Origin of the sequence: Pseudomonas sp. UYEF17 (assembly GCF_040546125.1) — a bacterium.
GTDB lineage: Bacteria > Pseudomonadota > Gammaproteobacteria > Pseudomonadales > Pseudomonadaceae > Aquipseudomonas > Aquipseudomonas putida_Z.
Genome location: NZ_JBEPNE010000008.1, coordinates 108,359 through 133,291, shown reverse-complemented (window position 1 = coordinate 133,291; position 24,933 = coordinate 108,359). Strand labels below are relative to the sequence as shown.

Below are 24,933 nucleotides of genomic sequence, written 5' to 3'. Positions count from 1 at the left end.
GGCAAAGCCGGTGCCATACACCGAGTTGCCTGCTTCGCGGGTGAACCCGCTCCCACAGGGTCCGAGCAAACGCCTCAAGCACGTTCTCTTCCTTCACTACTCTCTACAGGAGCACCCCATGCCTGAAATCCTCGGCCACAACTTCATCGCCGGCCAGCGCAGCGCCGCTGGCCAGCAGCGCCTGCAGAGCCTGGACGCCAGCACCGGCGAGGCCCTGCCCTACAGCTTCGCCCAGGCCACCGAAAGCGAAGTGGACCAGGCCGCCAAGGCCGCCGCCGCCGCCTTCGCCGAATTCCGCCAGCTGGCCCCGGCACGGCGCGCCGAATTCCTCGACGCCATCGCCGCCGAGCTGGACGAACTGGACGACACCTTCGTCGCCATCGTCTGCCGTGAAACCGCCCTGCCCCCCGCCCGTATCCAGGGCGAGCGCGGCCGCACCAGCGGCCAGATGCGCCTGTTCGCCCAGGTGCTGCGCCGTGGTGACTTCCTCGGTGCGCGCATCGACCTGGCCCTGCCCGAGCGCCAGCCCCTGCCACGCGTGGACCTGCGCCAGATGCGCATCGGCGTCGGCCCGGTCGCCGTGTTCGGCGCCAGCAACTTCCCGCTGGCCTTCTCCACCGCCGGTGGCGATACCGCTGCGGCCCTGGCCGCCGGTTGCCCGGTGGTGTTCAAGGCCCACAGCGGCCACATGGCCACCGCCGACCTGGTCGGCTGCGCCATCCAGCGCGCCGCCGAGCGCACCGGCATGCCCAAGGGCGTGTTCAACATGGTGTTCGGTGGCGGCGTCGGCGAGTGGCTGGTCAAGCACCCGGCCATCCAGGCCGTCGGCTTCACCGGCTCGCTGAAAGGCGGTGACGCCCTATGCCGCATGGCCGCCGAGCGCCCGCAGCCGATCCCGGTGTTCGCCGAGATGTCCAGCATCAACCCGGTCATCATCCTGCCGGGCGCCCTGGCCAAGCGTGGCGAAGCCATCGCCCGAGAACTGGCCGGTTCGGTGTGCCTGGGCGCAGGCCAGTTCTGCACCAACCCGGGCCTGGTGATCGGCCTGCAGTCGCCGCAGTACAGCCAACTGCTGGCCGAGCTTGGTCAGCACCTGAGCCAGCAGGCCGGCCAGACCATGCTCAACGCCGGTGGCCTGCGCAGCTACGTCGGTGGCCTGGAGCACCTGCACGCCCATGCCGGTATCGAGCACCTGGCCGGCCAGGCGCAGGCAGGCAGCCAGGCGCGCGCCCAGCTGTTCAAGGCCGATGCCCGCCTGCTGGTGGAGTCTGACCCGCTGCTGCAGGAAGAAGTGTTCGGCCCGACCACTGTTGCCGTGGAAGTGCAGGACAACGACCAGTTGCGCGCCGCCCTGCTCGGCCTGCGCGGCCAGCTGACCGCGACCCTGATCGGCGAGCCGGAAGACCTGCAGGCCTTCGCCTGGCTGGTGCCGCTGCTGGAAGAGAAAGTCGGGCGGATCCTGGTCAACGGCTACCCGACCGGTGTCGAGGTGTGTGATGCGATGGTGCACGGCGGGCCTTACCCGGCCACGTCGGATGCGCGCGGCACGTCGGTCGGCACCCTGGCCATCGACCGCTTCCTGCGCCCGGTGTGCTACCAGAACTACCCGCAGGCGCTGTTGCCTGAGGCACTGCGCGACGGCAACCCGCTTGGGCTGCGCCGGTTGGTGAATGGCCAGTGGAGGGAGGGCGCGATCTGACTGATTGACTGAAACAGGAAAGCCCCGCGCATGGCGGGGCTTTCTTTTTGGCTGTGCCGGCCTCTTCGCGGGTGAACCCGCTCCCACAAGATTATCCATAACCTGTAAGTACGGCGCGGCCCCTGTGGGAGCGGGTTTACCCGCGAAGAGGCCAGGTCAGGCAACAGAGAAGCCTCAGGCCCCCTGCGCCTCGGCCTCTGCATGCGCCTGGCGCAAGCGCTCGCGGCTGTTGCTCAGGTGCATGCGCATGGCCATCTTCGCCCCTTCGCTATCACGCCGGGCGATGGCTTCGTAGATCGCCTCGTGCTCATGCATCAGCCGGCTCATGTAGTGCGCCTGGTCATCATGGGCCAGGCGCGCCGAATTCAACCGGGTACGCGGGATGATACTGGTGCCCAGGTGGTTGATGATGTCGGCGAAGTAGTGGTTGCCGCTGGCCTGGGCAATGCGCAGATGGAACTGGAAATCCGCCGACACCGCATCCGTGGCGTGGGCAGCCCCTTCGTTGAGTTCGTCCAGCGCCGCACGCATGCCGGTCAGCTCTTCATCGCTGCGCCGCTGCGCCGCCAGGCCCGCCGATTCGATCTCCAGGGCAATGCGCAATTCCAGCACCGCCAATACTTCGCGCAGGGTGACCACGGTCGCCGGGTCGATACGGAAACCACCCGTGGCTGGCGCGTCCAGCACGAAGGTGCCAATGCCGTGGCGGGTCTCGACCTGCCCGGCGGCCTGCAGCCGCGAGATCGCTTCACGCACCACCGTGCGGCTGACACCCTCTTCGGCCATGATCTGCGATTCGGTCGGCAGCTTGTCGCCGCGCTTGAGCTGGCCGCTGCGAATGCGCTCGGTCAGCACCGTGACCAGTTCCTGGGCCAGACTGCGCGGCTTGCGCCGGGTCTTTGCCTGTACCTGCTGCTCTGTCATTGCCCTGTATTTCACCTTGAAAGACAGCGCTCATCATAGCGCAAGCAGTTGTACGATCACATACACGCAGTGCGGTATTTATTCGCTGGCTTGCACGCCACCAGTCGATTGCGAGCGACCATGGTCTGACGGCAAATTGCTGGCCCCCAGTGCCTGCTTGTGAAGGCAAACTTCGTTTTCCTTCAGATGCTTAGGACAGCAACATGCGAGTACTTCTAGCAACGATGGCCGGCTGCCTGCTGGCCACGCTCGCTTTCGGCGCCCAGGCTCGGGCGCTGAGCCAGAACGATCGCCACACTTGCGGCTGGGGCGCGCAGATAGCCGCCGAGGCGCAGCAGGCCAAGCTTTCCGGGGTAACCCTGTATGCCACGCGCAAGAAGCTGCAGGCGCGCAAATTCCCCAAACCGTGGATGCGCATGACCGCCTTCGGCATTACCGAACAAACCTACAACAGCCGCTCGCGGCTCAAGCCTGCAGCGATCAAGCAGACCTATTACGAGCAGTGCGTGCAGCATGCCGTAGCAAGGCGATAACGATTGCCCGCGTACCCTGTGGGAGCGGCTTTAGCCGCGAAGAAGCCAACGCGGTGCATGGCACCGGCTACGCCGGTGTTCGCGGCTAAAGCCGCTCCCACAGGGTCTCTGCTAATTCAATTAGTTATGTGCAATTCTATAGCCGCCATGGTGCGCCGGCCTCGAAGTGTGCTTCCAGCCACGCCTTGAAAGCCACCAGGGCGGCAGTGTTGAGGCGCGCGGTCGGCCGTACCAGGTAAATGCCTGCCGCCACATCCAGCTGCCATTGCGGCAGCACCCGCACCAAGCGCCCGGCAGTGAGGTCCTCGCCCATCAGCCAGTCCCCTCCCGCCAGGATGCCAACGCCACGCCGCGCCGCTTCCAGCAGGGCTTCGTTGTCGTTGCTGCGCAGGCTGCCGGCAACCTTGACACTCACCTGCTGCCCACCACTCATCAGTCGCCATTCAGGAAAGCTTCGCAAGCCACTGAAACCCAAGCAATTGTGCCCAGCAAGATCCTCCGGTTGCCCAGGTGCGCCATGCCGGGCCAGGTACTCGGGCGACGCACACAGGATGCGCAGGTGATCGCACAGCTTCCTGGCCACCAGGCGGTTGTCAGCCAGCTCACCAATGCGGATGGCGGCGTCGAAACCCTCGCCGATCAGGTCGACGAAACGATCGGCATACTCGGCCTCCACCATCACCTGCGGGTAGGCCAGCACGAAATCGGCCAGCATCCCGCTCAACCAGCGCCGGCCCATGGCTGCCGGCAATGCCAGGCGCAGGCGCCCACGTACCGTCGCCGCCCCTTCGGCCGCTTCCTGTTCGGCCTCGGCGATCAGCCGGTTGGCCTCGCGCACCTTGGCCACCAGCCGCTCGCCTTCATCGGTAAAGCGCAGTTGCCGCGTGCTGCGCTCCACCAGGCGAATGCCCAGGCGCACCTCCAGTGCACTCAGGCGCTTCGACAGCACCGTGGGGTGGCGCTCCAGCTGCCGCCCGGCAGCGGCAAACGAGCCCTGCTCGTGCAGCGCCAGCAAGGTGGCAAGTTCATCGGCGCGGCGGCTGTCGAAGGCATCCATGGCAAGGCTCGGCACAAGGCAGTAGGGGTGGAAGTCGGGTATCAGGCAGTAAGGACCAGCGCGCCCTCCGACTGCCCTTGCTCCAGGTCCCCGTGGGCCCTGGCCGCGTCGGCCAGCGGGTAGGCACGCCAGACCCGAGGCTGGATGATACCCTCGGCGACCGCCGCCAGCACATCGGCGGCGCGCTGCTGGTACTCATCGACCGTGCGGGTGTGCGCTGCCAGCGAGGGCCGGGTCAGGTACAGCGAGCCCTTGGCGTTGAGCGTGGCAACCTCGATGGCCGCCGGCGCGCCGGAGGTGCCGCCGAACGACACCAGCAAGCCACGCACCCGCAGGCTGTCCAGCGAGGCTTGCAGCGACACCTTGCCGACACAGTCATAGGCCACGTCCACGCCCTGGCCCTGGGTCAGCTCGCGGACCTGGCCGGCCAAGGTTGCCGCGTCGAACACCAGCACATGGTGGCAACCCGCTGCCTGCGCCCTTGCCACACTCTGCGGCCGTGATACCACGCCGATCACCGTCGCCCCCAGGTGCCGCGCCCAAGGCGCCATCAGCTGGCCCAAGGCACCGGCGGCACCGTACAACAATACTTGGCTACCCGGGCCCACGGCATAGGTGGTCTTCAGCAGGTACTGCGCCGTGATGCCCTTGAACAGCACGGCGGCGGCGGCCTGGTCATCCAGCTGCGGCGGCAGCTTGATCAGGCGCTCGGCCGGGTACAGGCGGCCGCTGGCGTAACCGCCAACCGGGCCCATGGCATAGGCGACCCGGTCGCCCACCTGCAGATCATGTACCCCTTCGCCGACGGCAGCGACCCGCCCAGCCCCTTCCAGCCCCAGCCCGGAAGGCAAGTCCAGTGGGGCACCGCCCTTGCGCTGCAACAGGTCGAGCGGGTTGACACCCATGGCCGTCTGTTCCAGCCAGACCTGGCCGGGCCCTGGGGCTTGTGCGTGCAAGTGTTCAAGCTGCATGACATCGGCAGTGCCGGTGCTGTTGAGAACGATACGGGTAGCCATGATCGAATCCTGTTGGATGGGTGTTCGAGTCAGGCTAATCAGGCGGGGAAAGTTGAACAATCAGGCGGGATGCAGATGATTTCTGCACCCCTTGCAGCAATTCGCTCAGTGCCTCAGCACCCGGTCAGCGCTACAGGCCGACGCTCGCCGGCAAAGAACAGCGGACGCAGGCGCACGCCGATCAGGTTGCCGGCATGGGGGCGCCCAGGCTACGCGGCTCGGGTGTTGCGGTTGCGGAAAGACCCATCGGAATACTCGGATAACAGTGAAACGGGTGGGGAGTATAACCCCAACGACTGACACGGTCCTTGTAGGAGCGGCCTTGTGTCGCGATGGGCCGCAACGCGGCCCCGACAACGTCAGCCATGATGCCGAAATCCTGGGGCCTCGACAGCCTTGGGCATTTGTTAAGCTGATGAAAACTGCCAGACACAACCAAGACCATTCGCACCATGGATGAACTACGCAAGATCGACCTCAACCTGCTGCTCGCCCTGCACGCCCTGCTGAGCGAAAAGCACGTGACCCGCGCCGCCCTGCGCCTGCACCGCAGCCAACCGGCGGTAAGCCACGCCCTGGCGCAGTTGCGCAAGCACTTCGACGACCCCTTGCTGGTGCGCCAGAACGGCCGCATGGCCTTGACCGCCCGCGCCCAATCGCTGGCCAAACCGCTGCACGACGCCCTGGGCAACCTCAACGGCCTGCTGGCCGCCCCACAGTTCGAACCGGCCAAGGCCCAGCGTCGCTTCAGGCTCTCGCTGTCCGACTATTCCTCGCGGATCATCCTGCCACCCCTGCTGCGCCATCTGCGCCAGGTCGCGCCCGGGGTGGACCTGGCCATCAGCCAGGCCAGCCGCGAAACCATGCTGGCCCAGTTGCTCGATGGTGAACTGGACTTGGCCCTGGGCATCTTCCCGGACCTGCCCCAGGCGATCACTGCGCAGCCGCTGTTCACCGACAGCTTCATCAGCGTTGCCGACCGCCAAGTGCTGCCGGCCAGCGGCGGCCTGGCCCTGGCCGACTGGCTGGCCCGCCCGCATGTGCTGATGGCCATGCACCCGGATGCCTTCGATGAAATCGAACGCGCCCTGGCCGCGCAAGGCCTGCGTCGGCGGATTGCCCTGGCCTTGCCGCACTGGAGTGCGGCAGTCGAAGTGCTGGCCGGCACCGACCTGGTCCTGACCGTGGCCAGCCGCGCGGTGGGCTCGCTGCACCAGCACAGGACATTGCGCCAGTTCGAGCCGCCACTGGCGATTCCTTCGTTCGATTACCAGCAAGCCTGGCATAGCCGCAAGGACGACGACCCCGGGCATCGCTGGCTGCGGGAAACCGTGTGGGCGTGCAGCCAGCCGGGGCGCTGATCAGCCTTCCGGCTGTTTCACCACGGCAGTGGCACTGGCCGGCGTGCCTGCTGCCCAGGTGCCCTGCACCAGCAGCACGCCGCAGAGGATCAGCACCACACCCGCCAACCTGGCCAGGTTGAGCGGCTTGCCCCCCAACCCCATCACCCCGAAGTGGTCTGCGACCACCGCCGTGATGATCTGCCCCGCCACCACCAGCACCAGGAAACCCGCTGCGCCCAGCCTGGGGGTGAGCGCCGCGGCACCGGCCACGTACAACGCCCCGAGCACACCGCCAACCCACAGCCACCAGGGCCCCTGCAAGGCCTTGCCCATGTCCGGCGCCGGCACCCTGAGGATCAGCAGTGCGGCGATCACTACCAGCGAACTTACCGTCAATGACGTGAACGCACCCCACAACCAGTGCCCCAGCGCCCGGCCGACGGCGGCATTACCCGCAGCCTGGAACGGCAGCACGGCACCGGCAAGCAACGCCAGGGCAAAGGGAAGCACCAGAAGGCACAAGGTCTTGCTGAACATGGCAGTCCTCATTCGTGACAGATGTTCAGGCGATGATCGGAAAATTCCCTTTATCCATGGAAATCGAAAGTGTGCACGCATGCTATTCGCCACATGGATACCAGCCAATTGGGCTAGGATGCTGCGCAGCCTCGGCGCCCGCGGCCTGAGCCGGCGGGTTCACGGCTGAGGCCAGACCAAACCGTATGTGATGGAGCACATTCGATGACAGATGAACGTACAACCCTGATCGACCATGGGCAGTTGCCCACCCGCAACCTGGCCGAATGCCTGGCAGTGGATCAAAGGACCTTGGTCAGTGCACTGGCAGGCCAGTTGCCCGACACGCTGATCGAACAACTGGCTACCTGCGCCGAAGAAACATGCTCGCAGGGCCTGTCAAAAAAAATCACGGGGATCGGCCTTGCCCTTGGGCAGTGGCTGGAACCCGCACCTGCGCCCCAGCGCCAGCAGGTGTTGGAGCAGTGCAGTGCACACAGCTCCGATACGGTGCGCAGCTGGGCGGCCTTCGCCCAGGCGCACCTGTCGCGCACGCTCGATCTCGAAGCCGCATTGCTGGCCCAGCTGCATTTTGCTCGCGATGAACATTTTGGTGTGCGCGAATGGGCCTGGATAGCCCTGCGCCCGCGCCTGGCTCAAGCGCTGGATGATGCCCTGGCCCTGCTTGCCCGACATGCCGGCGACAGCAACCCACTGGTACGACGCTTCTGTATCGAGGTGCTGCGCCCACGTGGCGTCTGGTGCGAGCACATCGCCGCACTCAAGCAAGCGCCCGAAGTGGCCGAGCCACTGTTGGTGCCGCGCCTGGCCGAAGCAGACAAGTATGCCCAGGACTCGGTTGCCAATTGGCTCAACGATGCCAGCAAGACTCGGCCCGATTGGGTGATACAGCTGTTCGAACGACATCCGCCGTCATGCAAGGCATCACGGCGGATCCATGCGCGGGCAACTCGTAGCCTGCCCCAATGAAGGGTCAGCGCGAGGTTTCGACGCGCAGCACTTCGGTGTAGATCGCGTCGACCGTCTGGCCGACCTTGAGGTTCTTCATGCGTGCCTGCAGGTCAGGGTTCTCGACCTTGACCACCTGCAGCTTGCCCTCCGGCGGCAACAGGCTCACCTCATGCGTCTTGAGGTCGATCTTCTTGATCTGCGAGGTCACCTTGACCTGGCGGAACGCCTCGCCGCCCGGGTTGGGGTTGTCCGCCGTGGCGCGAATGGTACCGGACTCTTCAGTCGCCTTCGGTGCACCGCCCACTTCGGGATTGAGCACATAGGCCACAGCACGGGTCACGTAGATGTCGACCTGGTCCCCCACTTTGAGGTTGGGCAGCGCCTTGGCCTTTTCCGTGAGCTGGAAGGTCACATCCTTCTTGGCGTCGGGGCCTTTCACCGTGACCTGGCGGCTGGCCAGGTCGATGGCCGTGACCTGCGTGGTGACGTGGCTTTCCAGCGCCTCGCTACCAATGGGAATACCGGCAGCCTGCACCGTGAAGCTGGCGGCGGACGCCAGGGTGGCAAGAGCAACAGCACGAGCGAGAGAACGAATCGGATTCATAGGCCTGCTTCCATGTGATCAAGACCGGATGGGGGCGTGAAATGTTCACGCTCCAACAAGCATAGCCCTTGCCTGGCACATTGCCGGCCCTCCCCCTTGCGACGCGTTTTGTCGTTTTTTTGCCACGAGCGCCCTTGCAACAGCAAATGCGAACTCTTTACACTTGCTTTACATTTACAAATCATTACTATTCGTGACCTCCAAATACAACAAAGAGTCACCTGTAATGGCAAAAAAGTCTGTTGCCCCAGCATCCATTTCCATGCTGGGCCTGTTGGTTGTGCCTGCGGTTCACGCAGCTGTCCAACCTGAATCGCAGGGTTCCCTCGCCTTACCCGCCACTGCCGTCACCAGCGCCTACGAGCAGCAAAGCTACAAGGCCAGCGAAAGCCGCAGCGCCATGAAGATCGACGCCCCGCTGCGCGACATCCCGCAAACCGTCAACGTCGTGCCCGAAAGCGTGATCAAGGACCAGGGTGCGCAGTCCATGGAAGATGTGCTGAAGAACGTGCCCGGCGTAGGCCTGTCCAACGGCGACGGCCAGCGTGACCAGGTGACCATTCGCGGCTTCAGCGCCATTGGCGACATGTACATCGACGGCGTGCGCGACGACGCCCTGTACTTCCGTGACCTGTCCAACATCGAGCGGGTCGAGGTGATCAAGGGCCCTGCCGCCGTGCTGTATGGCCGTGGCTCTTCGGGCGGCCTGATCAACAGCATCAGCAAGAAGCCGAGCTTCACGCCCAAGCGCGAAGTCGGCATGAGCTTCGACAGCGAAGGCAAGCGCCGCACCCAGTTCGACACCGGCTGGGCCGACCCGCAAAGCAACCAGGCCTACCGCGTGACCGGTGCCTTCGAAGACAGCGACACCTTCCGCGACGATGGCTACATCGACCGCAAGGCCATCGCGCCGTCGGCCTACTTCCGCCTCTCCGACGACCTGGAACTGAACCTGGGCGCCACCTACCTGTACGACAAGCGCCTGATCGACTTCGGCATCCCGGCGCTGGGCAACCGCCCGGTAGATGTGGACCGCGACAAGCGCTTCGGCTCCGGCGATGCCGACCAGGACTACGCCCGCAGCGAAGTGTTCTCGCTGACTGCCAGCCTGGACTACCGCATCAACGACGACTTCACCCTGACCAACACCAGCCGGTACTACCGCTACGACCTGGACCGCAACAACACCTTGGCCGACAGCAGCCCGACGCGCTTCGTCACCGCGCCTGACGGCGAACTGCTGGTCAAGCTCAACCGTGGCAACGTCGCCCGCGACGAGTACGGCATGTTCAACCAGACCGAACTCAAGCAGCAGGCGCAGCTTGCCGGCATGCAGCACAACCTGCTGTATGGCGTGGAGGTGGGCTTCCAGGACAAGTACCAGCGGGTGCTGAGCCAGAACAACGTGGCCCAGGTGCCGGTGTATCGCGACGCCCTGGTGCCGGTGCCGGAGCACGCCGCCAACCTGTCGTCCAAGGGCACCAACTTCCAGCAGACCACCGGCCTGTATGTGCAGGACATGATCGAGTTGAACGAGCACTGGAAGGCCCTGGTCGGCGTGCGTTATGACATCTTTGGCCAGGAGTACGACGACGACCGCGCGCAGAACGTAGACCTCGACCGTACAGACAAGACCTGGAGCCCACGTGCCGGCCTGGTCTACCAGCCGGATAACATCCAGTCCTACTATGTGTCGGTCAGCCGCAGCTACCAGCCTTCGGGCGAAGTATTCGCGGTCAGCCCGACCAACCAGCACCTGGAGCCGGAAGAAACCACCAACTACGAAATCGGCGCCAAGTGGGACCTGCTCGACAGCCGCCTGTCGCTGACCGCAGCGGTATTCCGCCTCGAGCGCACCAACATGAAGACCGCCGACCCGGCCAACCCCAACCTGACCGTGCTGGCCGGCGAGCAGCGTACCGACGGCTTCGAAGCCACCGTCAGCGGGCAGCTCACGGACAAGTGGCAGATCTACGCCGGCTACGCCTACCTGGATGCCGAGATCACCAAGTCCAACAGCAAGACCAACGGCGTTGCCAACGAAGGCCAGACCCCTACCCTGACGCCGCGTAACAGCGCCAACGTCTGGCTGGTGCGTACCCTGACCCCGGAATGGCGCGTGGCCGCCGGCGCCAACTACGTCGACGAGCGCTACACCGCACTCGACAACGTGGTGGTGATGCCGGGCTACACCACCTTCGACGCCGCGCTGCTGTACAGCGTGCCGCAGTGGGACGCCGCACTGCGCCTGAAGAACGTGTTCGACCGCGACTACTATGCCTCCGCGCACGGTTCGGTTGACCTGATCACCCCGGGTGCACCGCGTACGCTGGAAGCCAGCTTCAACTACCGCTTCTGATCGTTGCCCCAGGCGCAAGGCCTTGCCATGGTGCAAGGCCTTGCGCTGCATCTGGTGCGACGCAAGCGTTCACCGCTTCGCTTGAATGCAATATCCTGTGCAGAGTATGGCACCGGCCTTGCCGGTGTTCGCGGCGGGGAGTCCTGCGCCTCGGTAAGGAGAGCATATGAGCAGTAAACCGATTCGCCCTTACATGTCCTGGGCGCTGACCACCCTGCTCGCCTTCAGCCTGGCACTCACCGCCGGCTGCTCCAGCAAAGCCGGCAAGGCCAGGTACGCGACGCCCGCAACGGGCTCCAACTGCTTCGCCAAAGCCGTCCCCACCACCGGCGAAGGCGGCCTCGCGTGGGGCAATACGCTGAGCATTGCCCGGCAGAAATCGCTGAACAACTGCGTGCGTTATGCAAGCCGGTCAGGGGGCACACCGAAGACGTGCCAGGTGGTGATGGCCAAGTGCAAGAACTGAGCACTTGGCCCGTGGGCTCAACCTCTAATGATCACCACTTCAAGGTACTCACTCGGCACCACCAACGACGATGCGCCGCCCACATTGCTTTCATTCAGCAATTGCGCCAGATCCCGCTCCAGTGCCCCGGCCGCTTCCGGCTCCAGCGAGGCAAACGCCTTGTGCACCGGCCCGTACCAGGTGCGGAACACCTCGATGAAATGCGCCGCCGAGCGATAGCGGAAGTTGAAGTGCTGGCGGCTGACCTTCAATTCGCCCAGCGCCTCCTCGAACATCACACGCAACTGTTCTTCATCACCCCAGCGTGAAGGCGGCAGAGCCCCGGCTGGTGGCGGTACATGTCGCCCGAGGGTCTTGAACATCTGCCCGACGAACCCTTGCGGGGTCCAGTTGGCCAGGCCGATCCGGCCACCGGGCCGGCACACCCGGCCCAGTTCACGCGCGGCCTGGGCCTGGTCGGGCGCGAACATCACGCCGAAGGTGGACAGCACCGCATCGAATGTTCCATCGGCAAACGGCAGCGCTTCGGCATCGGCAGTCTGGAACACCACATTGAGGTGCTCGGCCCGCGCACGTTCTTCACCGCGCTTGAGCAGCTCGGGCACATAGTCGGTGGAGGTGACACGGCAGCCGCGCCGGGCAGCAGCCAGGGTGGCATTGCCGTTGCCGGCGGCGACATCCAGCACCTGCTCGTCCCAGCGCAGGTCACAGGCTTCGGCCAGGCGCTCGCCAACCAGTTGCAGGGTGGTGCCGATTACCGCGTAGTCGCCACTGGCCCACGCGGCTTGCTGGCGGGCTTTGAGGGCATTGGTATCCAAAGGGGTGCTCATGGTCTGCGCCTTCTTGTTGTGCGCGGCCGAGGTCCTTCTGGCGGTCAACGCGCCATGGATCGAGGGGATGGGAGCAAAACGCTACGCGCCTGGCAGGCGAAGCGGCAAGACAGATTGGGGATAGCGGTTATTTGAAACCGATATATGAAGGCGATCGACGTCGTTGTAGGAGCGGCCTTGTGTCGCGATGGGCCGCAAAGCGGCCCCGGCAATATCAGCTTCAATGCCAAAACGGGGGCCGCTTTGCGGCCCATCGCGACACAAGGCCGCTCCTACAGGAGTAACGCGTGGTCAGGCCAGTTTGGCCCGGGCCGCGTGCAGCTTCTTGTAGCTTTCGATCAGGCGCAGGTGGCGATCGAGGCCTTCGAGCTTCATGCTGGTCGGGGTCAGGCCATGGAAACGCACGCTGCCGTCCACCGAACCCAGCACCGCGTCCATGCGCGGGTTACCGAACATGCGGCGGAAGTTGGCTTCGTAGTCGTCCATTTCCAGTTCGTCGTCCAGCAGCACTTCCAGCACCACGTTCAGCGCCTGGTAGAACAGGCCGCGCTCGACGGTGTTGTCGTTGAACTGCAGGAACGCCTCGACCAGTTCCTTGGCGTCCTCGAAGCGCTGTACCGCCAGGCAGATCAGCAGCTTCAACTCGAGAATCGTCAGCTGGCCCCACACCGTGTTCTCGTCGAACTCCACGCCGATCAGCGTGGTGATGGTGGTGTAGTCATCCACATCGCAGTTGTCCAGGCGCTTGAGCAGCAGCTTGAGGGAACGGTTGTCCAGGCTGTGCAGGTTGAGGATGTCGGCGCGGAACGACAAGGCGCGGTTGGTGTTGTCCCAGATCAGGTCCTCGACCGGGTAGATCTCCGAGTAACCCGGCACCAGGATGCGGCAGGCGGTGGCGCCAAGGTTGTCGTACACCGCCATGTACACTTCCTTGCCCAGGTCCTCGAGGATGCCGAACAGGGTCGCGGCTTCCTGCACGTTGGAGTCCTCGCCGTGGCCGGAGAAGTCCCACTCGACGAACTCGAAGTCGGCCTTGGCACTGAAGAACCGCCACGACACCACGCCACTGGAGTCGATGAAGTGCTCGACGAAGTTGTTCGGCTCGGTCAGCGCGTGGCTTTCGAAGGTCGGTTGCGGCAGGTCGTTCAAGCCTTCGAAGCTGCGGCCCTGCAGCAGTTCGGTGAGGCTGCGCTCCAGCGCCACTTCCAGGCTCGGGTGGGCACCGAACGAGGCGAACACGCCACCGGTGCGTGGGTTCATCAAGGTCACGCACATGACCGGGAACTCGCCCCCCAGCGACGCATCCTTGACCAGCACCGGGAAGCCCTGCTCTTCCAGGCCCTGGATGCCGGCGACGATAGCCGGGTACTTGGCCAGCACTTCCTGCGGCACATCCGGCAGGCACAGCTCGCCTTCGAGGATTTCACGCTTCACGGCGCGCTCGAAGATTTCCGACAGGCACTGCACCTGCGCCTCGGCCAGGGTGTTGCCGGCGCTCATGCCGTTGCTGAGGAACAGGTTCTCGATCAGGTTGGACGGGAAGTACACCACCTGCTGGTCGGACTGGCGCACGAACGGCAACGAACAGATGCCGCGCGCGGTGTTGCCCGAGTTGGTGTCGTACAGGTGCGAGCCACGCAACTCGCCGTCCGGGTTGTAGATTGCCAGGCAGTGCTCATCGAGGATCTCGGCCGGCAGCGCATCGCGCGGGCCGGGTTTGAACCACTGCTCGTTCGGGTAGTGCACGAACGACGCGTTGGCCAGGTCCTCGCCCCAGAACTGGTCGTTGTAGAAGAAGTTGCAGTTCAGCCGCTCGATGAACTCGCCCAGCGCCGAGGCCAGCGCGGCCTCCTTGGTCGCGCCCTTGCCGTTGGTGAAGCACATCGGCGACTGGGCGTCGCGCACATGCAGCGACCACACGTTGGGCACGATGTTGCGCCACGAGGCGATCTCGATCTTCATCCCCAGCCCGGCGAGGATGCCCGACATGTTGGCGATGGTCTGCTCCAGCGGCAGGTCCTTGCCGGGGATGTAGGTGCTGGTGTCCGCCACCGGCATCAGCAGGCCCTGGGCATCGGCATCGAGGTTGTCGACCACTTCGATCACGAACTCGGGGCCGGTCTGCACCACCTTCTTCACCGTGCAGCGGTCGATGGAGCGCAGGATGCCTTGGCGGTCCTTCTCGGAAATATCCTCGGGCAGTTCGACCTGGATCTTGAAGACCTGGTTGTAGCGGTTTTCCGGGTCGACGATGTTGTTCTGCGACAGGCGAATGTTTTCGGTGGGGATGTCGCGGGTCTGGCAGTACAGCTTGACGAAGTAAGCCGCGCACAAGGCCGAAGACGCCAGGAAATAGTCGAACGGCCCCGGGGCCGAGCCATCACCCTTGTAGCGGATCGGTTGGTCGGCGATCACCGTGAAGTCGTCGAACTTGGCTTCGAGACGGAGATTGTCGAGAAAATTGACCTTGATTTCCATGCGGGATTACCGTGATTTAAGCGTGCAAAACGAAATTGGCCGGCATTATCCGGGTTTTCGCTGCGGAAGTCCTCCTCGCCTCCAAATGCGCTTTCTTGTAGGAGCGGCCTTGTGTCGCGATGGGCCGCAAAGCGGCCCCTTACAATACTGCATGCTGCCAAGATCCCGGGGCCGGTGCGCGCCCCACCGCGACACAAGGCCGCTCCTACAGGCGATAGCGCACATCGCCGCTTGCGCATTTCACCGAATTGCTTGCCTGATCCTCTGAACCTGCCCCCGCCAGCAGACCAGCGGTCACCCCGCTGTGCTAGCGTTTCTGCACTGGGGAGCACCGTATTCCCCGATCAGAAGAAACCAAGCGACAGCAACCGTTGACGGGCAGGTGAACCATGGAACTACGCATCAACCAGAAGACCTACCAGGTCGAGGCAGACGCCGACACGCCCCTGCTGTGGGTGATCCGCGATGACCTGGGGCTGACCGGCACCAAGTATGGCTGCGGCCTGGCCCAGTGCGGCGCCTGTTCGGTGCTGGTGGACGGCAACGTGGTGCGCGCCTGCGTCACCCCGGTGGCCGGCGTGGTCGGGCGCGAGGTGACCACCATCGAGGCGATCGAGGCCGATGCCGTCGGCAAACGGGTGGTCGCGGCCTGGGTCGAGCACCAGGTGGCCCAGTGCGGCTACTGCCAGTCCGGCCAGGTAATGGCGGCCACGGCGCTGCTCAAGCACACGCCCAAGCCCAGTGACGCGCAGATCGAGGCAGCCATGGTCAACCTGTGCCGCTGCGGCACCTACAACGCCATCCATGCCGCCGTGCATGAGCTGGCCCAAGGGGAGAAGGCCTGATGAACACACCTGTCGATACCCCCGCCGAACTGCTCAAGCTGCAACTGGGCGAAACGGTCAACCTGTCGCGTCGGCGCTTTCTTGCCGGCACGGCTGTCGGTGCCCTGGTGCTGGGCTTCGGCCTGCCCATGGGGTCGGCCCGCGTACAGGCAGCCGCCGCAGCAACCCCGGAGCGCGGTACCCAGGTGCCGGCGTTTCTGGAGATCCGCCCGGACGGCAAAGTGCGCCTGCTCAGCCCGTTCATGGAAGGTGGCCAAGGCCCCTTCACCGCCATGGCGCAGATCGTTGGTGAAGAGCTGGACGTCGACCCGGCCAATTTCGTTGTCGACAGCGCGCCGCCCGGCGAAGCCTATGTAGTGATGGAAAATGGCATGCGCATCACCGGCGGCAGCATGTCGGTGCGCATGAGCTACCCGACCATGCGCCGCCTGGGCGCCCTCGCCCGGGCCATGCTGCTGCAGGCGGGCGCCGAGCAGCTGGGCGTGCCGGTCGAAGAACTCTCCACCACGCCGGGCCACGTGGTACATACCACGACTGGCCGCTCCATCCCCTACGGTGAACTGGCCGGGCGGGCCATGGACCTGCCGGTGCCGGACCCGGCCAGCGTCAAGCTGCGCGACCCCAGCCAGTTTCGCTGGATCGGCAAGCCGGTACGTCGCCTGGATGCCTACGACAAATCCACCGGCAAGGCTGTGTACAGCATCGATATCAAGGTCGACGGCATGCTCCACGCTGCCGTGCAGCACGCGCCGCGCCTGGGCATGACCGTCGGCAGCCTGCGCAATGAAGACCAGGTCAAGGCCATGAAGGGCGTGCATTCGGTGCATCAGCTGCCGGGTGCCGTGGCCGTGGTTGCCGAACGCTGGTGGCACGCCAAGCGCGCGGTCGAAGCCATCCAGGTGGACTGGAAGGAGCCCGCGGCCGACAGCCCGGTACGGCCAATGCCGGCCGACTTCTCCAGCGATGGCTGGCGCGAGCACCTGGCCACGGTCACGGGCCCGGCGCGCTACGACGAAAACCAGGGCGATGTGGCCGGCATGCTGGCCAGTGCCAAGACCCGGGTCGAAGCAACCTACCACAACCAGTACCTCAACCACGCCCAGCTGGAACCGCCGTCGGCACTGGCGCGCTTCAACCCGGACGGCACCCTGGAGGTGTGGCTGCCCAACCAGGCACCGGACATGTTCCGTGACGACATTGCCAAGCGCACCGGCCTGGCCCCGGCGCAGATCACCCTGCATTCACCGTTGCTGGGCGGTTTCTTTGGCCGCCACTTCTTGTACGACTCGGCCAACCCCTACCCACAGGCCATTGCATTGGCCAAGGCGGTCGGCCGGCCGGTGAAACTTATCTGGAGCCGCGAAGAGGAATTCCTCCGCGATGTGCTGCGCCCGGTCGCCGTGGTGAAGTTCCGCGCCGGGCTGGATGCCGACGGCCTGCCGGTGGCAATCGAAGCCGTGAGCGCCACCGAAGGCCCGACCGAAGCCATCGCTGGCAAGCAAGGCGAAAAACTCGACCCGACCGCGCTCGAAGGGCTGTCGGGCAAGTCCTACGCCATCGCCAACAAGCGCATCGCGCAGATCTACGTGAAAGGCCCGGCCATGCTCGGCTACTGGCGCTCGGTGGGCAACTCGCTGAACGACTTCTTCTATGAGTCGTTCCTCGACGAACTGGCCGACAAAGGCGGCAAGGACCCGTTCGAACTGCGCCTGCACCTGCTGCGCGACAACCAGCGCCTGACCAACCTGTTGCAGGCCGTCGCCGAACTGTCCGGCGGCTGGAAACGTGGGCCGTTCACTGCCGAGGATGGCAGCAAGCGAGCGCGCGGCGTGGCCATGGCCTCGCCGTTCGGCTCGGAGGCAGCGGTCATTGCCGAGGTGTCGATCGAGAATGGCCAGGTCAAGGTGCACGACATCTGGCAGGCCATCGACCCGGGCAGCATCGTCAACCCGGCGATCATCGAGCATCAGGTCAACGGCGCCGTCGCCCTGGGCCTGTCGCAGACACTGCTGGAAGAAGCGGTATACGTGGATGGCAAGCCGCGCGCGCGCAACTACGACCTGTACCCGATCTTGCCGCCGTCGCGCATGGCCAGGGTGCATGTGCGCATTGTCGAAAGCGGGGCGAAGATGGGTGGCATCGGCGAGCCACCGTTGCCCGCGGTGGCACCGGCGGTGGCCAACGCAGTCGCACAGTTGACCGGCCAGCGCGTGCGCAGTCTGCCATTGAGCCGCCATACCTTCAGCTGAGCAGACAAGGACGCCCCATGACCCACCGTTTCGCAAGAACCGCTGGCTGGCTGGCGCTGCCGTGCCTGGTCGCGGCAGGCCTGCTGGCCTGGTACGTCACCCGCGAGCCCGCCTCGCCATTTGCCGATGCGCAGGCCACCACTGCCGACCCGGCTTTGGTCAGCCGTGGCGAGTACGTGGCCCGCCTCAGCGACTGCGTGGCCTGCCACAGCCTGCCGGACGGCAAACCGTTCGCCGGCGGGCTGGAAATGGCCACCCCGCTGGGAGCAATCCACGCCACCAACATCACCCCCGACCGCGACACCGGCATCGGTGGCTACAGCCTGGCCGACTTCGACCGTGCCGTGCGTCAGGGCGTCGCGCCCGGTGGCCGGCGGCTGTACCCGGCCATGCCCTACCCGTCCTACGCCAAGCTCAGCGATGACGATGTAAAGGCGCTGTACGCCTTCTTCATGCAGGGCGTGCAACCCGTGCAACAGGCCAACCTTGCCAGCGACATTCCCTGGCCGCTGAACTGGCGCTGGCCCATTGCCATGTGGAACGGCCTGTTCGCCGCCACCACGCCATACGCCGACCAGGCCGGGCAGGATGCCCAGTGGAACCGCGGCGCCTACATCGTCCAGGGCCCTGGCCACTGTGGCAGCTGCCATACGCCACGCGGCCTGGCCTTCAACGAAAAGGCCCTGGATGACAGCGGCAAGCCGTTCCTCGCTGGTGCCCTGCTCGATGGCTGGTATGCACCGAGCCTGCGTGCCGACCCTAACACCGGGCTGGGGCGCTGGAGCGAGGCCGAGATCGCGCAGTTCCTCAAGACCGGGCGCAACCGGCATGCGGTGGTATTCGGCTCGATGACCGAGGCATTCAACAACTCCACGCAGTTCATGAGTGACGACGACCTGGCCGCCATCGCCCGCTACCTGAAGTCGCTGCCCGGCGACCCGCAACGCGACGGTGAGCCGTGGCAGTACCAGGCCGAAACGACGGCGGCGCGGCTCGACAGCCCTGGGGCGCATACCTATGTAACCCGCTGTGCGTCGTGCCACGGCCTGGACGGCAAGGGCCAGGCCGAATGGATGCCGCCTTTGGCCGGCGCTACTTCGGCACTGGCCAAGGAAGACGCCTCGGCGATCAATATCACCCTCAATGGTTCGCAGCGGGTGGTGACGGCCGGGTTGCCCGATGCCTATCGCATGCCGGCCTTCCGTGAGCAATTGAGTGATCAGGAAATTGCTGATGTGCTGGGTTTCGTGCGCAGTGCCTGGGGGAACAATGGTGGCGCGGTGAATGCCCAGGCGGTGGGCAAGTTGCGTGGGCATACCGACCCGGCCAGCAGTAGCCCGATCATTTTGCATATGCGATGAATTTGGTGGCTGTACCGGCCTCTTCGCGGGTGAACCCGCTCCCACAGGTACTGCACAGGTCTTAGGGGTGATGCAAATCCTGTGGGAGCGGGTTCACCCGCGAAGAGGCCGGTACAGCCACCCATGAACACCAGGCTTTACCGGAGTACCCATGGAAAGCATCGACCTGCTGGTCCTGCGCACCACCCGAGACTGGCTCGCCGCCGGCCACCGCACCCTGCTCGCCACGGTCGCCCGCACCTGGGGCTCTTCCCCCCGCCCAGTGGGCTCGATGATGGCCCTGCGCAGTGACGGCCGTGTGGTTGGCAGTGTTTCTGGCGGCTGCATCGAGGACGACCTCATTCACCGCTACACCAGTGCCTACGGCGGCCCCGGCATGCCCGGCGGCCTTCCCCAGGTGGTGCGCTATGGCGTCAGCGCCGACGAGGCCCACCGCTTCGGCCTGCCCTGTGGCGGCACCCTCGAACTGGTGCTGGAATTCGCCCCGTCGCTGCCACACGTGGAGCAACTGCTCGCCGGCCTCGACGGCGGCAATCTGGTACGCCGTGGGCTCGACCTGCGCAGCGGCGAGGCCAGCCTCACCGCCACCACCACGCCCGAACTGTTCAGCTTCGATGGCCAGCACATGCTCAGCACCCTTGGCCCCGGCTACCGCCTGCTGCTGATCGGTGCCGGCGCGCTGGCCGAATACCTGGCGACCATGGCCCTGTTCAATGGCTTCAGCGTTTCACTGTGCGACCCGCGCCCCGAGTACACGGCAGGCTGGAACGTTGCCGGCGTCAACCACCTGGCCGGCATGCCGGACGACGTGGTCCGCGCCTTCGCCCCAGACCTGCGCAGCGCCATCGTCGCCGTCAGCCACGACCCCAAGCTGGACGACCTGGCCCTGCTCGAAGCCCTGCACAGCCCGGCATTCTACATCGGTGCCATCGGCTCACGGCGCAACAGCCAGCTGCGCCGCGAGCGGCTGATCGAACACTTTGGCGAAAGCGAAGCGTCGTTGCAGCGCCTGCACGGCCCTATCGGCATTTATATCGGTAGCAAGACCCCGGCCGAGATTGCCGTCAGCGTCATGGCCGAGATCCTCGCGGCGAAGAACGATGTCACCCTGCCCGGCGCAGTCAGCGTGACCCGGGCCAAGGAAGCCGAGCAACTGGCCCGGTCCTTGTAGGAGCGGCCTTGTGTCGCGATGGGGCGCGAAGCGGCCCCGGCGATATCTGCGGCGAAGCTGAAAACAGGGGGCGCTGCGCGCCCCATCGCGACACAAGGCCGCTCCTACAAGGACCGCATACCAGGCTGCTATTTATTGCCAACGCTCCAGGTTTTGCTGCAACAGCTGCTCCGGCAACGCTCCGGCAACGATCTTTTCCATCTCCCTCGCCAGCGCCTCACGCAGCTTCGGCTGGTTGCAGGGCGAGTCATGCGACAGCGCCAGGTACAGCCCTTCGCTGGATATCGGTGGCTCCAGCACCTGCAAAGTGTCGGCAATCCCCAATGTGCGCGCCAGCGCCAAGCCGGGATACTGCTCGTACACCACATAATCGCTGCGCTTGTGCATCAACTTCTCGAATGCCTGCCTGGCACCGGGTACCGCTTCGAGGGTGAGGTTGGTCCTGGCGTAGTCGTCGAACTGCTGGCCGTGGCTGTTGTTGACCAGCGTGCCACCTTTGCGCCCCTTCAGGTCGGCCCATTGCCGGTAGGCAAAGGTATTGTCCTGGCGCACCCAGACAACACTTGGGGTATGCAGGAATGCCGGGGCAATGAAGTCCATCTGTTGCCGGCGGGCCTCGGTCAGGAAATACCCGGCCATCAGATCGATCCGGCCCGTGCGCACTTCTTCCTGGGCGCGCGACCACGGCCCGCCGTAGACCACCTCGATTTCCAGCCCCAGCTGCTTGCCCAGGTACTTGAGCAGGTCGGCATTGGCACCGATCAGTTGCTCGGGGTTCTGCGGGTCGCGCCACAGGTAGGGGGGGTATTCCGGGTTGCCGGTGGCAGTCAGCCGCCGGCATTCCTCATGCGCTACCGCCGCCAGCGGCAGCAGCAGGCACGGCAGCAGCAACAAGGCGTGGCGAAAGCAGCGCTCGATCATCGACAACCCTCGGCACATGTGACATCCGCAGACCCGGAGCGGTGGCCAAAGGCTGCCACATCCTGTGGTCGACTGCAGCACCCATCTGTGCGTGCTGTAGACAGTCTGGACCATGTATGGCCATCAGGTTGGCCTTTTATCGGCCAGAAGGAGCGGCCCTCGTACTTCAGGCCCCCTGCCGGCGCATCGCCAGGATCGCTGCGCCAAAACCGATGAAGGTGGTGCCCACCACCCGGCTGACCCAGCGCGACAGCGACGGCCGGGTCAGCACGCCCTTGGCCCGCGCCGCCAGCGCGGCATACAGACTCAGCGAAACCAGCGACAACGCCACGAATATCCCGGTCAGGATCAGGAACTGCGGCAGCAGCGCCGCCCCCTGGTCGATGAACTGCGGGAACAGTGCGGTGAAGAACATGGTCGCCTTGGGGTTGGTCACTGCCGTGAGGAAGGCCGACTTGTAGAGCTTCAGCGGCGTGGGCCGGACCTTGGCCACACCCTCTGCGGCGCCCTGCGCCAGCATCGGGCTCTTTTTCAGCAATTGCCGCGCCCCCAGGTAGAACAGGTAGCCCGCCCCCAGGATCTTCACGGCGTTGAACAGCATTTCGGAACTGGCCAGCAGCGCGCCCAAGCCCAGCATGGCTGCAGCAGAAAGGCAGAACAGGCCCGAACCATTGCCCAGCGACGACCAGATCGCGCTGCGCTGGCCATGGGCCAGGCTGTTGTTGATGGCCATCAGGGTGGCAGGGCCGGGGCTGGCGATCGCGATGGCAGCGACCAGGGTAAAGGCAAACAGCGAGTGAGAATCCATTTTCAGGCTCGTCAGACAATCAGGAAAGGCCGCGCACTGGGTGCGCAGGTTCAGTCGGCATTCTGCCGCTTGGCCGCCTTCTTGGCGATAGCCTTCATCCGCGTTGCCGCCCGCTGCACGGTGGCCATCTTCTCGGGGCGTTTCATGCCCCGCCATTTGCGGATTTCGTCACGGGTGCGGCCGCAGCTCACGCACAACTCGCTATTGAGCTGGCACAGCGAGACGCAAGGGTTATCGATGTCTTTGGCCATGCCGCCACTCAGCCGGGCATTTCTGCCCGCGCACGCTCGGCGGCGCCGTGGAACACCTGGCGCACTTCCTCGGCCTTGATCTTGCTGACCGACCTGGCGGCCAGCAGCTCGTCGACCACGCGCAAGCCCTGTTCCAGGGCGGTGGCCAGTTGCTCGGGGTCGGAGGCGTCAGCGATATCACCCAGATAAGGAGCGATGAGATACACGTAACGGTCCTGCAGCTTGAGCGCTTCCAGCGCGTCGAGGGCTTTCTGGAACCGATCGGCAGCGGCAGGGCTCATGCTCAATTTATCGAAATGAATCAGGCTCACACGGTCAGTGGCCATTTGGACGAATCTCCGTTTCCTGGTACGGCCAGGCCCACAAGCAGCAGCGCGTCTACGGTGCTCGGATGTGCAGGCCCGGGGAATGCCCATCAGGGTACCAGAACGCGAAGCAGAAAGGGCCATCGCCCCCAGAACTAAAAGTATTTGGCAGGTCGCGTAATGGACGCCCCGGGGCGTTATCGGGACAGGAGCCGCCGTTTCGTGCGCAGGATAATCCCGCCAGCAATCTCCCCGCCGAGGCAGTCATCGAACTCGGTAGCCCACACAACAACAAGCCTGCACCTGCAGGTAAGCCAGAAAGGGGCCTCATCATTCATGGCAAAGGAACACATCACCGAAACGCTCGACCTTGGCGTGACGGACCCCTCGAAAACCGCGGAAGCGCGCCAGGACCGGCGTTTCGAGGGCAAGCTCGACTGGATCGTCTTTGGTTTCACCAGCCTCCTGGCAATCGCTTTCGTCCTCTGGGGCTTCCTCAACCAGGCCAGCCTCGCCAGCAGCGCCTCCAGCGCGCAATCCTGGGTCATTCTCAACTTCGGCTGGTTCTTCGTGCTCACCTCCACGCTGTTCGTGGTGTTCGTGCTGTGGCTGGCGGCCAGCCGTTACGGCCGGGTCCCGCTGGGCCGTGATGGCGAACAGCCAGAATTCCGTACGGTGTCGTGGGTGGCGATGATGTTCAGCGCCGGCATGGGCATCGGCCTGATGTTCTTCGGCGTTGCCGAACCGCTGTCGCACTATGTGTCGCCACCGCCCGGGACGGCCACCGGGCAGTCCAGCGAAGCGATGCAGGTGGCCATGGCCACCACGCTGTTCCACTGGACCCTGCACCCCTGGGCCATGTACGCCATCGTCGGCCTGGTGATTGCCTATGGCACCTTCCGTCGCGGCCGCTCGCAGCTGATTTCCGCCGCCTTCCGGCCGTTGATCGGCAAGCATGCCAACGGCCCGCTCGGCCGCCTGATCGACATGATGGCGATCTTCGCCACGCTGTTCGGCTCGGCGGCCTCGCTGGGCCTGGGCGCGCTGCAGATCGCCGGTGGCCTGGAGTACAACGGCTGGATCGAAAGCCCCGGCAAGCTGTTCTACATCTCGATCATCACCCTGCTGACCATCGCCTTCGTCACCTCGGCGGTGTCGGGCATCGGCAAGGGCATCCAGTGGCTGTCCAACACCAACATGGTGCTGGCGCTGGTGCTGGCGCTGTTCGTGTTCATGGTCGGCCCGACCCTGCTGATGCTCAACCTGCTGCCAACCTCGATCGGCATCTACGTCAAGATGCTGCCGGAAATGATGGCCCGCACCAACGCCAGCGGCGGTGAGCAGATGAACAGCTGGCTGGCCGGCTGGACCGTGTTCTACTGGGCCTGGTGGATTTCCTGGACGCCGTTCGTGGGCATGTTCATCGCCCGCATCAGCCGCGGCCGCACCATCCGCCAGTTCGTTACCGGGGTGCTGCTGGTACCGAGCCTGGTCAGCCTGGTGTGGTTCACCATCTTTGGCGGCGCGAGTATCGACGCCCTGCGCGAAGGCGCCTTCCAGCTGGCCAATGGTGCGGTCAACAGCAACCACGCGCTGTACCAGTTGCTGGACAGCTACCCGCTGGCCTCGGCGACATCGGTGCTGGTGATGGTTCTGGTGGGTATCTTCTTCGTCTCCGGTGCCGATGCGGCCTCGCTGGTGATGGGCACGCTGTCGGAACACGGCACCACCACGCCATCGCGACGTACGGTGATCTTCTGGGGTGCGCTGACCGGTACGGTGGCGGCGATCATGCTGGCAATCGGCGACCCGCGCGACCCCGGCGAGGCGCTGACCGGCCTGCAGAACCTGACCATCGTCGTGGCCCTGCCGTTCGTGGTGGTGATGGTGCTGCTGTGCCTGGCGCTGTACCGCGACCTGCGCAAGGACCCGATGATGCTGCGCCACCTGCGCGGCAACGAACTGATCGAGAAGGCCGTGCTGTATGGCGCGGTGAAGCATGGCGAAGAGTTCTACATCGTGGTGCAGGAGAAGAAGACTTCGGCCAAGCCGGCGTCGGCAGAGGCCGAGGTGACCGGCAACTGATCGGGCAAGCCTGCTCCCACAGGGACCGCGTGAGCCGGAGCCTGCGCCGTACCTTGTGGGAGCGGGTTTACCCGCGAAGCAGGCGGCGCGGTGGATGGCACCGGCTTTGCCGGTGTTCGCGGCTAAAGCCGCTCCTACAC

Annotated in this window: 22 protein-coding genes; 11 read left to right on the top strand and 11 right to left on the bottom strand. The window is 65.1% G+C overall.

Going from position 1 to position 24,933, the window contains the following annotated elements; all coding sequences use genetic code 11:
* The first annotated feature begins 118 nt into the window (after positions 1–118).
* Positions 119–1,699 carry an aldehyde dehydrogenase (NADP(+)) gene (locus ABIB24_RS14945; RefSeq protein ID WP_354316804.1) on the top strand — a complete coding sequence of 527 codons (1,581 nt, stop codon included), beginning with the start codon at positions 119–121 and terminating at the stop codon, positions 1,697–1,699.
* 174 nt (positions 1,700–1,873) lie between these two features.
* Here ABIB24_RS14945 and ABIB24_RS14940 read toward each other — a convergent pair whose 3' ends face one another.
* The gene (locus ABIB24_RS14940; RefSeq protein ID WP_013972994.1) at positions 1,874–2,623 is read right to left on the bottom strand and encodes a FadR/GntR family transcriptional regulator; all 750 of its coding nucleotides are present in this window, start codon (positions 2,621–2,623) and stop codon (positions 1,874–1,876) included.
* A 203-nt stretch (positions 2,624–2,826) separates the two neighbouring features.
* Here ABIB24_RS14940 and ABIB24_RS14935 point away from each other — a divergent pair, with 203 nt between their 5' ends.
* Positions 2,827–3,156: a hypothetical protein gene (locus ABIB24_RS14935; RefSeq protein WP_023660807.1), complete on the top strand. Its 330-nt coding sequence runs from the start codon at positions 2,827–2,829 to the stop codon at positions 3,154–3,156.
* Between the two features lie 136 nt (positions 3,157–3,292).
* Here the strand turns inward: ABIB24_RS14935 and ABIB24_RS14930 are convergent, their stop codons facing one another.
* Both ABIB24_RS14930 and ABIB24_RS14925 read right to left on the bottom strand, forming a co-directional pair.
* A complete protein-coding gene (locus ABIB24_RS14930) occupies positions 3,293–4,213 on the bottom strand; it encodes a LysR family transcriptional regulator (RefSeq protein ID WP_137163714.1) in 921 nt (306 codons plus the stop codon).
* A gap of 41 nt (positions 4,214–4,254) precedes the next feature.
* Entirely contained in the window at positions 4,255–5,229 is a 975-nt protein-coding gene (locus ABIB24_RS14925; protein WP_137163713.1) for a quinone oxidoreductase family protein, read from the bottom strand.
* Between the two features lie 452 nt (positions 5,230–5,681).
* Here ABIB24_RS14925 and ABIB24_RS14920 point away from each other — a divergent pair, with 452 nt between their 5' ends.
* On the top strand, positions 5,682–6,590 hold the full coding sequence (locus tag ABIB24_RS14920; protein ID WP_137163712.1) for a LysR family transcriptional regulator: 909 nt from the start codon (positions 5,682–5,684) through the stop codon (positions 6,588–6,590).
* On the opposite strand, the gene ABIB24_RS14915 is transcribed toward ABIB24_RS14920, so the two are convergent.
* On the bottom strand, positions 6,591–7,109 hold the full coding sequence (locus ABIB24_RS14915; RefSeq protein WP_025338822.1) for a DMT family transporter: 519 nt from the start codon (positions 7,107–7,109) through the stop codon (positions 6,591–6,593).
* Positions 7,110–7,313: 204 nt separating this feature from the next.
* Between ABIB24_RS14915 and ABIB24_RS14910 the strand changes: the two genes are divergently transcribed.
* Positions 7,314–8,078, top strand: a complete 765-nt coding sequence (locus ABIB24_RS14910; RefSeq protein ID WP_137163711.1) for a hypothetical protein — start codon at positions 7,314–7,316, stop codon at positions 8,076–8,078.
* A gap of 4 nt (positions 8,079–8,082) precedes the next feature.
* Here the strand turns inward: ABIB24_RS14910 and ABIB24_RS14905 are convergent, their stop codons facing one another.
* The gene (locus tag ABIB24_RS14905; RefSeq protein WP_137163710.1) at positions 8,083–8,664 is read right to left on the bottom strand and encodes a hypothetical protein; all 582 of its coding nucleotides are present in this window, start codon (positions 8,662–8,664) and stop codon (positions 8,083–8,085) included.
* A 226-nt stretch (positions 8,665–8,890) separates the two neighbouring features.
* Between ABIB24_RS14905 and ABIB24_RS14900 the strand changes: the two genes are divergently transcribed.
* On the top strand, positions 8,891–11,023 hold the full coding sequence (locus ABIB24_RS14900; RefSeq protein WP_354316799.1) for a TonB-dependent receptor: 2,133 nt from the start codon (positions 8,891–8,893) through the stop codon (positions 11,021–11,023).
* Between the two features lie 166 nt (positions 11,024–11,189).
* Positions 11,190–11,489 carry a hypothetical protein gene (locus ABIB24_RS14895; RefSeq protein WP_354316797.1) on the top strand — a complete coding sequence of 100 codons (300 nt, stop codon included), beginning with the start codon at positions 11,190–11,192 and terminating at the stop codon, positions 11,487–11,489.
* Positions 11,490–11,506: 17 nt separating this feature from the next.
* Here ABIB24_RS14895 and ABIB24_RS14890 read toward each other — a convergent pair whose 3' ends face one another.
* Both ABIB24_RS14890 and ABIB24_RS14885 read right to left on the bottom strand, forming a co-directional pair.
* Positions 11,507–12,319, bottom strand: coding sequence for a class I SAM-dependent methyltransferase (locus ABIB24_RS14890; RefSeq protein WP_354316795.1), 813 nt, complete (start codon positions 12,317–12,319; stop codon positions 11,507–11,509).
* 291 nt (positions 12,320–12,610) lie between these two features.
* Entirely contained in the window at positions 12,611–14,797 is a 2,187-nt protein-coding gene (locus tag ABIB24_RS14885) for an OsmC domain/YcaO domain-containing protein (protein WP_025338816.1), read from the bottom strand.
* 389 nt (positions 14,798–15,186) lie between these two features.
* Here ABIB24_RS14885 and ABIB24_RS14880 point away from each other — a divergent pair, with 389 nt between their 5' ends.
* The 4 genes from ABIB24_RS14880 to ABIB24_RS14865 all read left to right on the top strand — a co-directional run bounded on the left by ABIB24_RS14880 (position 15,187) and on the right by ABIB24_RS14865 (position 20,423).
* Positions 15,187–15,642, top strand: a complete 456-nt coding sequence (locus ABIB24_RS14880; RefSeq protein ID WP_003259224.1) for a (2Fe-2S)-binding protein — start codon at positions 15,187–15,189, stop codon at positions 15,640–15,642.
* Complete coding sequence (locus ABIB24_RS14875) at positions 15,642–17,891, top strand: xanthine dehydrogenase family protein molybdopterin-binding subunit (RefSeq protein WP_354316792.1); 2,250 nt, start codon at positions 15,642–15,644, stop codon at positions 17,889–17,891. Before ABIB24_RS14880 ends, ABIB24_RS14875 begins: the two co-directional genes overlap by 1 nt.
* Before the next feature lie 17 nt (positions 17,892–17,908).
* Positions 17,909–19,252 carry a c-type cytochrome gene (locus tag ABIB24_RS14870; RefSeq protein ID WP_274078787.1) on the top strand — a complete coding sequence of 448 codons (1,344 nt, stop codon included), beginning with the start codon at positions 17,909–17,911 and terminating at the stop codon, positions 19,250–19,252.
* 151 nt (positions 19,253–19,403) lie between these two features.
* A complete protein-coding gene (locus ABIB24_RS14865) occupies positions 19,404–20,423 on the top strand; it encodes an XdhC family protein (RefSeq protein WP_085665658.1) in 1,020 nt (339 codons plus the stop codon).
* Between the two features lie 132 nt (positions 20,424–20,555).
* Here ABIB24_RS14865 and ABIB24_RS14860 read toward each other — a convergent pair whose 3' ends face one another.
* The 4 genes from ABIB24_RS14860 to ABIB24_RS14845 form a co-directional block, all read right to left on the bottom strand.
* Positions 20,556–21,344: a substrate-binding periplasmic protein gene (locus ABIB24_RS14860; protein WP_075044978.1), complete on the bottom strand. Its 789-nt coding sequence runs from the start codon at positions 21,342–21,344 to the stop codon at positions 20,556–20,558.
* Between the two features lie 166 nt (positions 21,345–21,510).
* Positions 21,511–22,152: a LysE family translocator gene (locus ABIB24_RS14855; RefSeq protein WP_025338811.1), complete on the bottom strand. Its 642-nt coding sequence runs from the start codon at positions 22,150–22,152 to the stop codon at positions 21,511–21,513.
* Between the two features lie 50 nt (positions 22,153–22,202).
* Positions 22,203–22,403: a DUF1289 domain-containing protein gene (locus ABIB24_RS14850; RefSeq protein WP_012271937.1), complete on the bottom strand. Its 201-nt coding sequence runs from the start codon at positions 22,401–22,403 to the stop codon at positions 22,203–22,205.
* A gap of 8 nt (positions 22,404–22,411) precedes the next feature.
* Positions 22,412–22,729, bottom strand: coding sequence for a hypothetical protein (locus ABIB24_RS14845; RefSeq protein WP_137163704.1), 318 nt, complete (start codon positions 22,727–22,729; stop codon positions 22,412–22,414).
* 315 nt (positions 22,730–23,044) lie between these two features.
* Here ABIB24_RS14845 and ABIB24_RS14840 point away from each other — a divergent pair, with 315 nt between their 5' ends.
* The gene (locus ABIB24_RS14840) at positions 23,045–24,793 is read left to right on the top strand and encodes a BCCT family transporter (RefSeq protein WP_274120714.1); all 1,749 of its coding nucleotides are present in this window, start codon (positions 23,045–23,047) and stop codon (positions 24,791–24,793) included.
* Positions 24,794–24,933: the final 140 nt, after the last annotated feature.